The sequence below is a fragment of the Undibacterium sp. GW821-FHT11H02 genome (genome assembly GCF_058808015.1).
Map to the genome: position 1 here is coordinate 135,914 of NZ_JBXARG010000011.1, position 13,026 is coordinate 148,939.

General features: G+C 45.2%; 8 protein-coding genes. 6 read left to right on the plus strand and 2 right to left on the minus strand.

The features are described 5' to 3' along the window. Window positions 1-248: 248 nt before the first annotated feature. Window positions 249-3,176, plus strand: coding sequence for an EAL domain-containing protein (locus AC1RR2_RS12770; RefSeq protein ID WP_493222643.1), 2,928 nt, complete (start codon window positions 249-251; stop codon window positions 3,174-3,176). A gap of 112 nt (window positions 3,177-3,288) precedes the next feature. Here AC1RR2_RS12770 and AC1RR2_RS12775 read toward each other — a convergent pair whose 3' ends face one another. After that, complete coding sequence (locus AC1RR2_RS12775; RefSeq protein ID WP_493222644.1) at window positions 3,289-3,642, minus strand: energy transducer TonB family protein; 354 nt, start codon at window positions 3,640-3,642, stop codon at window positions 3,289-3,291. A 654-nt stretch (window positions 3,643-4,296) separates the two neighbouring features. Here AC1RR2_RS12775 and AC1RR2_RS12780 point away from each other — a divergent pair. Next, entirely contained in the window at window positions 4,297-4,893 is a 597-nt protein-coding gene (locus AC1RR2_RS12780) for a hypothetical protein (RefSeq protein WP_493222645.1), read from the plus strand. Between the two features lie 83 nt (window positions 4,894-4,976). Here AC1RR2_RS12780 and AC1RR2_RS12785 read toward each other — a convergent pair whose 3' ends face one another. After that, on the minus strand, window positions 4,977-7,403 hold the full coding sequence (locus AC1RR2_RS12785; RefSeq protein WP_493222646.1) for a S9 family peptidase: 2,427 nt from the start codon (window positions 7,401-7,403) through the stop codon (window positions 4,977-4,979). A gap of 294 nt (window positions 7,404-7,697) precedes the next feature. Here AC1RR2_RS12785 and AC1RR2_RS12790 point away from each other — a divergent pair, with 294 nt between their 5' ends. From AC1RR2_RS12790 to AC1RR2_RS12805, 4 genes are all read left to right on the plus strand, one after another. Beyond that, complete coding sequence (locus AC1RR2_RS12790; protein ID WP_493222647.1) at window positions 7,698-11,039, plus strand: S41 family peptidase; 3,342 nt, start codon at window positions 7,698-7,700, stop codon at window positions 11,037-11,039. Between the two features lie 351 nt (window positions 11,040-11,390). Continuing rightward, on the plus strand, window positions 11,391-11,720 hold the full coding sequence (locus AC1RR2_RS12795) for a TFIIB-type zinc ribbon-containing protein (protein ID WP_493222648.1): 330 nt from the start codon (window positions 11,391-11,393) through the stop codon (window positions 11,718-11,720). A gap of 256 nt (window positions 11,721-11,976) precedes the next feature. Then, a complete protein-coding gene (locus AC1RR2_RS12800) occupies window positions 11,977-12,117 on the plus strand; it encodes a hypothetical protein (protein WP_493222649.1) in 141 nt (46 codons plus the stop codon). A gap of 54 nt (window positions 12,118-12,171) precedes the next feature. Further along, the gene (locus tag AC1RR2_RS12805; protein WP_493222650.1) at window positions 12,172-12,999 is read left to right on the plus strand and encodes a transporter; all 828 of its coding nucleotides are present in this window, start codon (window positions 12,172-12,174) and stop codon (window positions 12,997-12,999) included. Window positions 13,000-13,026 lie beyond the last annotated feature (27 nt).

Consider the following 13,026-nt stretch of genomic DNA (forward strand, 5'->3'; position numbering starts at 1 on the left):
AACTGATTGATACAGCCATCAATTAAAAATGGCAAATAAATCAATGGCGTGCGTCGGAAGTTCCCAATTTTTGGCGCATGCTTCTTTTTTGAAATAAATTTTTGAGTAAGTTTTAACTCAACATTAAAAAAGCATCGAAACTAAGATTGTTTATTGGTATAGTGATTTCATTTTTGGCGAGGTGGATATCTAGCCAAAGTGCCAGATTTGCCACAACACAGGCTTCTCAATTTTCCTACTGCTAGCAGATGAATATTCTTCATGACATACGTACTAGCCACAATGACGCAGATCGGCGATTTGCCGCATTAGTCGATGATCATGATCGGTATAATTATTTTCCCGAATGTATAAAACTGGTTTATGGCAGAACTGGCTTATCGCACATGAATCAAATGGGATTGACCCTGTTTGCCGCGAAAGACTTGCTAAACCTGCAATCTAAAGCACTTGAGGATTTCTTTGTTGCTCAGTATCGCGAGGATTTCCTGCATTTGTGCGAGGAAGTATTTAATGGTGAATCAGTCAGCCTTGAATGCCGATTACTCAATCTTGCGGGCCAAACTTTGTATCTTGATTTACGTGCAAGTCCTGTGTTTGATGAACATGGTGAGGTGATTGCGATGTTTGCGATTGCGCGTGATATCACCAAGAAGAAAAATATTGAGCAGGCATTATTCGAGAGCGAGCAACGCCTGCGTTCGTTGATAGAAACCATCCCCCAACAAATCTGGACGGCAGATCCTGCAGGCCAACTAACTTTTGTGAATCAGCGTACCACGGAGTACTTTGGCGTAACTGCAGAACAGATTCTCGGCTCCTCATGGAAACACCTGGTGCATGCAGATGACTTGGCCAGTACGGAAGTACTGTGGCGTATTTCCGTAGAGACAGGCGTGCCCTATGAAGTTAACTTTCGTCTACGTCGTGGTGACGGCGAGTTTCGCTGGCATCTCGGTCTCGCGATCCCAGTTCGTGATCAGCATGGTCAAATCTTGCAGTGGTTTGGTAGTAGTACTGATGTGTCTAGCAGCAAGCAAAATGAAATTGAATTGAAAGACAGTGAGCGAAATTTGGCAGCGGCGCAGGCCAGCGCAAAAATTGGCAGTTGGCGTCGTGATTTGTTGACGAATCAAGCCATATGGTCGGCAGAGATGTATCGCATTTTTGAATTCGATCCCACTAAGCCTCCCCCTGATTCTGATACTTTGTGCGCCAGGGTACATCCAGATGATCGCGATAAATTCAGCGCAATCTGCGATCCCAACGCGCATGCTCATGTCAAAGGCAGATATCAACTTGATTTTCGTTATCCTCTCGCAAGTGGCCAAATCCTTTGGGTAGAGTCCAAAAATGAAGCTATTACGAATGAACACGGTGTGGTGGTCGCTTTATGTGGAACAGCTCAAGACATCACAGAACGCAAGCAAATCGAACAGGCCTTGCAAACCTCGCAGCAATTGCTGGCACAGTGCCAAACCATAGCAAAAATCGGTGGTTGGGAAATCGATCTGAAAACTAGAAATTTGATTTGGACTGAAGAAACTTACCGTATTCATGATACTAGTCCTGACGAATTTAACCCTTCTTTAGATGCGGGTCTGAGTTATTTTTTACCTGAATCCAGAGCCATAATTAGTCGGGCCTTGGAGGCCGCCATAGAAACTGGCGAAGGTTACGATCTCGAGTTAGAAAAATTCACAGTCTCAGGTCGAAAGATCGATGTCCGTACAACTTGTCATGTGACGCTACATGAAGGCAAAGCCGTACGGTTGACAGGAATTTTTCAAGATATTACCCAACAAAAAGCAGCGCAGCTGGCACTTAAGCACGCCTATGTAGAACTAGAGCGATCTAATGGTTTGCTGGAGCATATAGCGCATTACGATGCTTTGACGCATCTGCCAAATCGGGTTTTGCTAGCAGATCGTATGCAGCAAGCAATGGCGCAATGTCAGCGGCGGAACAATTGTCTTGCTGTGGCCTTTTTAGATCTTGATGGATTTAAAGCGATCAACGATGTGTATGGTCATAGTGTTGGTGATCAACTGTTGATTGAGATCGCGGCGCGTTTGCGTACTTCGCTACGCGAAGGCGATACTTTGGCACGCTTAGGTGGAGACGAATTCGTTGCGATTTTGACCGATCTAGATCAAAGTAAAGACTGTGAACCTGTGCTAGCACGTTTGCTCGGGGCAGCATCCGAACCAGTAGATTTACATGGCGCGCAGCTACAGGTTTCTGCGAGTATAGGCGTGACTTTGTATCCACAGGATGGCGTCGATGCAGAGCAATTGTTGCGACACGCCGATCAGGCTATGTATTTATCGAAACAAGCGGGCAAAAACTGTTTCCATTTATTTGATGTGGAACATGATGCCGCGGTCAAAATTCAAAGAGACGACTTAAGCCAGATCCGTCAGGCGCTATTCAATCAAGAATTTGTTTTATTCTATCAACCCAAAGTGAATATGCTTACCGGCGACATCATCGGTGCGGAGGCGCTGATACGTTGGCAGCACCCGGTTAAGGGTTTGTTGGCACCTGCGAGTTTTTTGCCGACGGTAGAAAATCATTTGTTCAGCATAGAGATTGGTGCATGGGTGATTGCAACCGCTTTGGAACAAATGGCGCAGTGGCAGCAACGCGGTTTGCGTATTCCGGTGAGCGTCAATGTCGGTGCTTTGCAATTGCAGCAAGTGGATTTTACTCAACGTTTGCAACAACAGATCGCCCATTTCCCGCAGTCGATTTATTCTATGTTGGAGCTGGAAATTTTAGAGACCAGTGCCTTAGATGATATCGAACAGATCTCTCAAGTAATTCATGCATGTCAGGCCTTGGGTGTCAGCTTTGCTTTGGATGATTTTGGTACTGGTTATTCCTCTCTGCGTTATTTGAAACGCTTACCCGCCGAGATGCTAAAAATCGATCAAAGTTTTGTACGCGATATGTTGGAAGACGAAGGCGACCTGACGATTATTAAGGGCGTCATTGGACTTGCACAGGCTTTTCATCGTAGGGTGATTGCCGAAGGCGTTGAGACCGTTGCGCATGGCGACATGCTGCTATCAATAGGATGTGAGTTGGCACAAGGTTACGGCATCGCGCGCCCCATGCCTGCAGCGGCAATGTCGGAATGGATCGCAAACTGGCGTTCACCTTTCAAGAAATAGCCTCTATAAAAGAAAAGAAAAATGGTGCGGCAATTTTTTTGCCGCACCATTTTTTATGTCTGATATGAGTGATCGGTTTAGGTCGACCTCTGCATGAGATTGAATGTTGGGTTTATTTGATGGCCCAGGTAAATGCAATCACATGCGATGGTTTGTTCACAATGTTTGCCGATTTTTTGGCGTCGAATTGGCAGTTTTTCAAGGCACTTAATGATGCTTTATCGAGGTTGGCGAAACCGCTGGATTCTTCTATTTTTGCTTCTGTGACTTTACCGCTTGCATCAGTAGAAAAACGTAACTTAACTTGGCCTTTTTCTTCTTTACGCAGCATTTGTGCATCGTATTCAGGCATCTCGCAGGCATTCATTTTGAGAACGTTACTGGTTTCATCTGCGCTTGCGGATAAGCATGCCAGTGATAACAGTGAGCCCACGATAGTGGCGATAAGGCGAGAGTTGGCGTACATAAAACCTCCATTTAAGTTGCAAAGTGAATTAAAAAAACTCGACTGAGGCAGAGCTGCGGTGCGGCATTTCCTTTATCTGGAAATTGCTAACTCTGTTTTTCCTTTGTCTCTGGAGTCCAATATACGTGCTTGAAGTGCGCAGTCAAAATTGTGATTTCGTATGTCTATTATTCGCAAAAAACATAATGCTAAGCATGCATTTTCTTGGTGCGCGAAGGTCTGGAAATGGTTGGATTGAATCACCGCGACGGTGCAAAAAACAGCCGATTTGCGAGGAATTCAACAAGCTTGTTCGGTGTTTGGGCTGAATTGGTGCGATCCAAATTTTTTTAAGAAATGATCGTTTTTTTTGTGATTCCGTATTTTTTCCACACATTTTCAGTGAATTTCTGACGCTGGATAGTAAAAAATGGTGTGAAGTGTCTATGAAAGCTTAAGTAAGCACAGATTCAATCGCATAATATCGACAGTATTCCTTTTGTAGAGCCTGACCGCAGAGGTTTCCTCAATCTGGCGATAATAGTAAAGTCCATTTTTATTTGATGTAGAGAATTTCAATTGCAGAAAACGCCTATTCCCTGGCAAGTTATTAAAGCCGAGCTTCTCCTTATTCTTGTTGTTGCGCTCATTTTGGCGCTGAAGTCATTTCGCTTTGTGAGCGACGATACCCGGCTGGTCTTGCGTGGTGAATTGGATCTGGTCAGTATCGCAATGATAGAAAATGCTTTGCGTGAACATAAAGGGCGGTTTAATACACTGCAATTTGAAGATTCACCCGGCGCCGGTGCTGCCGCTGGCATGATCGTTGATCAGGTTGAGGCTTTGATTAATCGTAATCACTTAAACACGGAGGCGCGCGGCTATTGTGCTTCGGCCTGTGCTGCTGCGTTCTTGTTGGGCGAAAATCGTACGCTCTTAAAAAACAATGATAATGCACCGACTTTTTTAATGATTCATGCTTTTCGCAATCATGTCACACGTGAGGTGAATTACGGCAAGACGGAAGCATTGAATAAAAAAATGAGTGCCAGAAGCTTGAGTAAATTGCCCATCAACTTACTCAATCGCATTTTTGATGATAAGAAGGGCACGGGTGATGGCGAGATTTATATCTTTCGAGATCCGCAACGCACACCTAACGGATTTCATCATGTATTTGTGTGCGACGGCTCACGTCATGTGGTCATCGGCCAGTGCGAAGCAATAGTTGGTGTGACGCCAGAGAAATTGGGAATACGCGTAGCGAAATAGTTGAACACTGGGTTTTCAATTGCAAAAAAAAATCCCAGTGTGTTTGCACTGGGATTTTTTATTCTAAAGCGATCAGCTGCGTCTTATTTTTTCAAGCATTTTTCCAAAAATTGATCTTGTTCCCATAATAGATGCAAGATATTTTCACGTGCAGCATAGCCATGACTTTCTTTCGGTAAGATCACCATGCGAGCTGGCGCGCCCAAGCCTTTTAAAGCCTGGAAGTAGCGTTCGGTTTGCAGTGTGAAGGTGCCTGGATTATTGTCGGCTTCACCGTGTACTAACAAGATCGGCGTTTTCATTTTGTCTGCATTCATGAACGGCGACATCTTGGTATAGACCTCAGGTGTTTCCCAATAATTGCGTTGTTCACTTTGGAAACCAAATGGTGTCAAGGTTCGGTTGTAAGCGCCGCTACGTGCGATACCACAGGCGAATAATTTAGAGTAGGTCAATAAATTGGCCGTCATAAATGCACCGTAAGAATGACCACCGACAGCGACTTTTTTCCTGTCGATATAGCCAAGTGCATCGACTGCATCAATCGCAGCTTCTGCATTGTCGACCAATTGCGGTACAAAATTATCATTCGGTTCCGTTTTACCTTCGCCTATGATAGGGAAGGCGGCGTCATCCAAGACCGCATAACCACGAGTTGCCCAATAGATGAAAGAACCATAGCTAGGTGCGGTGAACGCATTTGGGTTGTGCGTACTTTGACCCGCGGAATCTTTATCTTTAAATTCTGCGGGATAAGCCCAGATCAGGAGCGGTAATTTCTCCTTCTTGGTCTTGTCGTAGCCTGCTGGTAAATATAGCGTGCCAGATAATTGCACGCCATCTTTACGTTGGTATTTGATGACTTCTTTGGAGACGTTTTTCAAACCTTCATACGGATTTTTAAATTGCGTAATTGGTGTTAACTTGGCATCTTTGATATTGCGGAAGTAGAAGTTAGGGTAATCCGTTTTAGACTGAATCTGCACCAATACATCACCTTTAGCAAAATCTTCAATCGATTGGATGTTTTCGATTTTGTCGGTGTATGTCGATTGATAAACGCGGGTCTTTTCTAAGCTATCGACATTCATCGCATCGATAAATGGGAATTGACCTTTCTTGGTATGACCTGCGCCGATTAAGTAGGCTTTGTTATCTTCGATAGCCAGTACGCGCCTGTCGTATTGATTGCGCTTAGTTTCGAAGCGACCAGGATTAGCATATAAATCTTGTGAATTGCGGTCAAATACCAAACGTGGAGTTTCTGCAGGATTGGATGGATTGAAAAAATAGGTTTTTTCGTTACGTGTGTCATACCAGTTATCGCTGATGACGGCCAATTTATCATTGCCCCATACAATACTGCCAAAACGTTGCGCCGTTTTTACCAGCGATTTTGGCGCTTGATCAAATGGCGCATCCCATTGGAATACCTCATCACGGAAATCGACTTTTTTCGCAGGATCGCCACCGTCTAAAGCGACGACATAGGACAAGCTGGCTGGTTTATCAGCACGCCAGTTCATACTGCGTTTGCCTTCACGTACTGCACTAAAACCTTTAGGAATAATTTCGGTCAAAGGCACTTCATTGACCGTCTTAATCACTTTACCCGTCAAATCCATGACCACGGTTTTGCTAGGAAAGCGGCTAACTGGAACGACATAGGAAAAGGGCTTTTGTATGCTGGTGATCATGATGAGTTTGCCGTCAGGAGAAAAACTCTCTCCGGCAAACATTTCGGCTTTTTTCCATAAACTGCTGGTGCCATTCACATTCACTTTATGTAACTCTGAACTGGCGATATTTTCAAAATTGATTTCGTCGTTGCGATTCTTGAGCAAATCTGGGTAAGTACGGTTTTGTGCCGCTTTACCATCTGCATTGGAAATAATCGCGCCTGTCGGTAAGTCTTTACTAGCGTCCAACAGGGGGGCGCGATTTTTGGGTAAGAATTTAACTAACAGGTTGTCGCTGTCTTTAAACCAGATAAAGGGACTATCCAGATTGGCATTGATATTCGCGCCGCTGATTTTTTTTGCCTGTGCGGTCGCAACGTCGATCACCCACAATTCCACGCCCTTGTCAGTGGTATGGGTGAAAGCGATTTTCTTTTCGTTCGGCGACCAACTGATATTGGCGATCAAAGGATCTTTTGGTAAGCCTTTGACTTGTTGTTCCTCGCCGCCGCTGACTTTGCGGACTTTCAAATTATTGATGTAGTTGGTCGAGCTGGAAATATTGGTAATGGGGTTGATACGCAGGCCACCCAAACGCAATTCTGACTGATTTAATTCGGCTAAAGTTTTAAAGGTGCTGCGATAGGTCAGCAGCATCATTTGTTTTTTTGAATCCATACTAACCGCTGGTGCACGCACAACATCGGCTAGTTCCAAAATAGATTGCGGCGGTTTTTGATAGGGCAGGTTTTCTTGAGCTATCGCGGTAGTGGCCATGCCTATGCTGGCAATGCTGGCGGCTAAACTTAATAAGCGCAGTGTTGTTCTCATTATGAATCCCATTGTGAAGGTTGGTTATTGAAGGGTTTTTTTTGCCCCACTTAGACAGATTTTTACTTGTGAAGTTCATTGCTTGCTGTTTAAGTCGGAGTTTCGATTTCCATCAAATTGTGAAATTGTCTAATTGGTATTTTAAAAATATTATATCAACACGCTCTGCGAAAAATCTCTGCTAAAGTGTCATCAGCCTACCAGGTTTGATGCTGCTTTTTTTGTGCTCCTCGCAGCATGATGTATCGCTACCCCCCGTGTTGTACGTTTTGACTTTCTTATAAGGAGATGTCTGTGCAAATTTCTTCCCTCACCCAAAAAACTACTATCAGCCTATTACTCAGTGCTTGCTTTGCTCTACCTGCTGCCTATGCGGATACGCAGTTGCTACGACAACCAACGGTATCACGTGACCATCTTGCTTTTGTGTACGGCGGTGATATCTGGTTGGCTGATCGTGATGGTAAAAATCCACAACGCCTGACCCAACATCCTGCAGCAGAATTTGCCCCCATTTTTTCGCCCGATGGCAAATGGCTGGCATTCTCGGCTTCCTATGATCGCAATACCGACGTCTATGTCATGCCTGCAGGTGGCGGTGAGGCGCGACGCTTGACCTGGCATCCGGGTGCCGATGTGGTCGTTGGGTGGAGTACCGATAGCAAGCGAGTGATGTTTTCTTCAGGTCGTGAAATTGCGGTGAGTCGTAGTACACATTTGTATGAAGTTTCGGTTGAGGGTGGCTTTGAAAATAAGGTGATGGATGCGATTGCGTTCGAAGGCAATTGGTCCGGCGACGGGAAGTTATTGGCGTATCGCCCATTTCCTCAAGCTTATGCAGGTAGCAGTGGCTGGCGTCAACATCGCGGTGGCACCACGCCACCGATTTGGATTATCGATATCAATGGCAAGAAACTAGAAAAAATCCCGCATGAAAATGCCACTGACAAATCGCCTGTTTGGATAGGCGATGATGTGTATTTCATCTCCGATAGAAATGACGGTGCGGCCAATTTATTCAGCTATAACCGCAAGAGCAAAGCGGTGAAGCAGTTAAGTAAAGAGACGGTATGGGATATTCGTAGTATGAGCGCCTACGACAAAACCATAGTGTATGAAGCGGGCGGCGTCTTGAAAGAATTCGATACCGCGACCGGTAAAACCAAAACCATATCAGTCGATTTGAGCGCACAAACCGGTCAGGCAAATCAGTTGCGTCCGCAATGGAAAGATGCAACGGGCAATGTCACTTCTGCCAGCTTGTCACCTACCGGCAAACGTGTCGTTGTGACTGCGCGCGGTGAAGTCTTCACGGTGCCTGTTAAAGATGGTTCGATACGCAATTTGACTGAGACTGCGGGCGTGCGTGAAAAAGATGCGATCTGGAGTCCAGATGGAAAACACATCGCTTATATTTCCGATGCGGGCATAGAACATAAAATCATTATCCGTGATCAAACAGCGAGTGATGCAGGCAAAACGATAGCGCTTGGTAAAGCCGGTTATTTCACTTTGCTCGAATGGTCACCGAATAGCCAGATGATTATTTTTCAGGACAATCATTTGCAACTCTTTGCCGTAAATTTGGCGCAAGGAAAAATCAGCAAGATAGATGAAAGCGCGCGTCGTTCGAATTTTGCGACTTCGTTTTCCAGTGATAGTCGCTGGTTGGCGTATACAGTGGCTGGTGCTAATCACTTTTCACAAGTGAAATTATATGATTTCAACAGCGCTAAGAGTAGCACCATTACGGATGGTTTAAGCGATGCGGACAATCCTGCGTTTGCTCCTAGCGATTACCTCTATTTCACCGCATCTACCAATGCAGGTCCTACCCACGTGGGCCTCGACATGTCGAGTCAGGAGCGACCATTGCGGAACGGAATCTATGCGGTGGTATTAGCGGCCGACGGCAAGTCGCCTTTGCTACCAAAATCGGGCGATGAAGACAGCAAGAAAGACGATAAAAAGGACGACAAAAAAGACAGCAAGTCCGACGGCGATAAAAAACCAGAAGCTAGCGTCGTAGCGGATGCAAAAAAAGACGAAGTTAATAAGCCCACCAAAGCAGTTAAGGTCGATCTGGCTGGCATACAGCAGCGTATCGTCCCTTTACCCATCGCTGAGCGTAACAACGGTGCTTTGTCGGTCGCTTCCGATGGTGCTTTATTTTTTCTGGAGCGCCCACAACCGGGCGTCAGTAATGATCCTCCGGCAGAACGCAACGGCAATAATGCGAATTTGATGCGCTTTAATTTGGAAGAGAAAAAAGCCAAATTAGTCAAAGCTGGCATCGCCGAATACAGCCTGAGTGCGGATGGTAAAAAACTCTTACTGCAGTCGACAGGCGCCAAATTAGAAATCGCTGATGCAGCGGAAAAAATTGATCCTAAACCTATCAGCTTGGCTGGGCTCAAAATGCGCGTCGATCCCCGTGCTGAGTGGGAGCAGATTTTTAATGAAACCTGGTGGATGCAAAAAGAATTTTTCTACGATGGAAATTTGCACGGCATAGATTGGGATGGTATCTATAAGCGTTACCATGCCTTACTTAAAAACTTGCAGAGACGTGAAGATTTGAACGAGCTACTGGTCGAAATGATAGGTGAATTGCAGGTCGGTCATAACCGCGTTGGTGGCGGCGATATTCATCAAGAAACGCCGGTGCCCGTTGGCTTACTAGGTGCAGATTTTAGTTTTGAAAATGGTCATGTACGCATCAAGACAATTTTTAAAGGCGACCGTTGGAGTCCATTCTCGCCTGCACCTTTGGCGATACCGGGTCTGGATGTGAAAGAGGGGGATTATTTAGTCGCGATTGATGGTAAAAACGTCGATGCAAAAAATAACTTGCATGCCTTGATGGAAAACAAAGTCGGCAAACAAGTCAGTCTTACTATCATGCGTGACCTCGCTAGCAAAGTAACCCACCAAGTCATCGTGCAGCCGATTGCGAATGAAGCTGATTTGCGTCAATGGCATTGGATAGAAAAAAATCGCGACTATGTGCAAAAGAAAACAGACGGCAAAGTCGCCTACGTTTATTTGCCCAATACCGGCGGTGAAGGCTATCAATATTTCAATCGCATGTTTTACGCCCAAGCCGAAAAATCAGCCTTGATTGTCGATGAACGTCGTAACGGGGGTGGGCAAGCTGCCAACTACATCACGGACGTGCTCAGTCGCCAATATCTGGCCGGTTGGAAAGATCGTGACGGCATGATCTACGAAACGCCAGGTGCAGCCATCTATGGTCCTAAGGCGATGCTGATTGATCAAGACGCAGGCTCAGGCGGCGACTTTTTGCCTTACTCGTTCAAACGTCTCAAATTGGGCACACTGATAGGTAAGCGGACTTGGGGTGGCCTGATCGGTATTTCCGCTAATCCTAACTTAATTGATGGTGGTAATCTGGTAGTGCCGTTCTTCCGTTTCTTCACGCCGGACAATGAATGGCGAGTAGAAAATGAAGGTGTCGCACCTGATATTGATGTTGATCTCGATCCACTCGAAGTCAATCAAGGTCGGGATCCGCAACTCGACGCCGCAATAAAAGACGTGACGGAGAGATTGAAAACTTACCGTGACATTAAGTTACGCGTGGCGCCGCCTATGCCTAAGAAATTGGGGCAGTGATTTTGCTTAGATTGTCTTAGATTGTCTTAGTGATTGGAAACTCTTCTTCTGCTTGTTCAGTGGAAGAAGAGATACAGACTCAAGAATACAAATATCTTTTGATCAGGGTCTTTGCGAAGACCCGGGCGCTTAAGGTTTCGGGCGTCATTGTGATAGATAGTTGATACGGTAAATCTCTAAAATTTTTACCGTACAGACGACAATTATTTACTTCGCAAAACGCATAAAATGCTGCCGGCATGTGCAAGTCATCAGGGAAGGTAAAAGTTACTTTGGTGGTTTGCTTATTCGTGAAGCATGCTGATTGAGGTTTCAATTGAAATTAAACCATGTATTCAAGAGAGAGTGATTATGAAATGTCCAGTATGTGAAAATGCTAGTTTAATGATGTCGGAGCGGCAGGGCATAGAGATTGATTATTGTCCGCAATGTCGCGGTGTTTGGTTGGATCGCGGCGAACTGGATAAGATTATAGAACGCTCTGGTGTTGCGACTCCCGCGCCGAATGTAGAACAGAGAAGTCCTGTGCAGGCTCAGGCGCAATCTTATCCTCAGCAACAAACACAGTCGTATCCACAACAGCAGAGGCATCAATCTACTTACGGGCATCAGCAACAGCCCCATGCTTATCATAAGAAGAAAAAAGAAGGTTTTCTGTCTGAGCTGTTTGATTTTGATTGAATATTTTGAGTTGGAACTTAGGTGTAAACCCAAGTAAGTAGAAAGGATTGCAGATCATTTATATGCTGGTAAGCCTTGTTTCATTCTAAAGATGGCTACATAAGCGTTTCCGATATAGTAATTTTCACCCTTGGGAAAAACACTAGAAAACACCTGTTGCAAAAATCTTCATCTCAATAGTGTGAGCGCCCATCAACTTGCTTGGGGCGCTTTTTTTTAGCTCGTATTTTGGCTAGGCCGCGTAAATGGCTACACTTTGTACGAAGCAAATGAAGTGGAAAATCTGTTGCGCGATGTTGGTTTTGTGAGTATCACCCCATCTAGTTTGCAAGATCCGGTTCAGGGTTTGGTGTATGCTGTGGTGGCAACTTGGGTCTGTCCTAAGCACAAAAAATGAGCGGTTGAAGTGACCTGTTGCACCGACTAATTTCCTCATTCCGAAAGGGAAAGAATGCCAACGAATAAAAATCTCTTCTTAGATCGAGGCGCCTTGTTTAATGTCTTTGTTGGCGCTTTAGTTACTACTTTAGTTGCTACTGTAGTTGCTACTTTAGTGAGTGCAAGCGCACATGCGCAAGAAAATTCCGATGCGGTTTCTCCTTATCGACCCTCAGTGTCAAGCCCCGCATTATTGCCTTTAACGGGACAGTTAGAATTTGAGTTGGGCTTGCTACGTGTCAAGCAAGATGATGTGCGTCGCGATAGCTTGCCGTATTTATTTAAGCTGGCATTTAGCAAAGAGTGGGGCCTGTTATTTGGTGGCGAAGCGCAAGTGGTAAATCGTATTGATGGCGCAGCCACACAACGTGGTTTTGGTGATTTGAATCTGGTTTTGAAACGCGCTTTTTTGAACGAGGATGGCAGTGCTTTGGGTCTTGAATTTGGCAGTAAAATCGCCACGGCAAAAACAAGTATCGGCAGCGGCAAAAATGATTTTGTAATCAATGGAATTTACAGCCGTGATCTCGATGCGGTGCATATGGATTTGAATTTCAACTTGACCCACTTAGGCTCGGTTGAAGCGGGTAGCGCCTCAATACAAAAAGCCTGGTCAGCTTCTTTTTCAACACCGATCAATGATAAATGGGGCATCACAGGCGAAATGAGCGGTACCCTACGAAAAGGTAGTAGCAGCACCGCGCAGACTTTGCTAGCACTGACCTATAGTCCGCATAATCGTTTGACGATCGATTTTGGTGTGGTGAAAGGCTTAAATAAAGGCGCACCGGATTACACTTTGTTTAGTGGCTTTGTGATTCCTGTGGCTAAATTATTTTGAATCATTTAAATCGAATCAATGACCAAG

Coding starts and splice junctions, on each gene's coding strand:
- AC1RR2_RS12805 (WP_493222650.1), top strand. CDS start 12,172: ATGCCAACGAATAAAAATCTCTTCTTAGATCGAGGCGCCTTGTTTAAT.
- AC1RR2_RS12795 (WP_493222648.1), top strand. CDS start 11,391: ATGAAATGTCCAGTATGTGAAAATGCTAGTTTAATGATGTCGGAGCGG.
- AC1RR2_RS12785 (WP_493222646.1), bottom strand. CDS start 7,403: ATGAGAACAACACTGCGCTTATTAAGTTTAGCCGCCAGCATTGCCAGC.
- AC1RR2_RS12775 (WP_493222644.1), bottom strand. CDS start 3,642: ATGTACGCCAACTCTCGCCTTATCGCCACTATCGTGGGCTCACTGTTA.
- AC1RR2_RS12770 (WP_493222643.1), top strand. CDS start 249: ATGAATATTCTTCATGACATACGTACTAGCCACAATGACGCAGATCGG.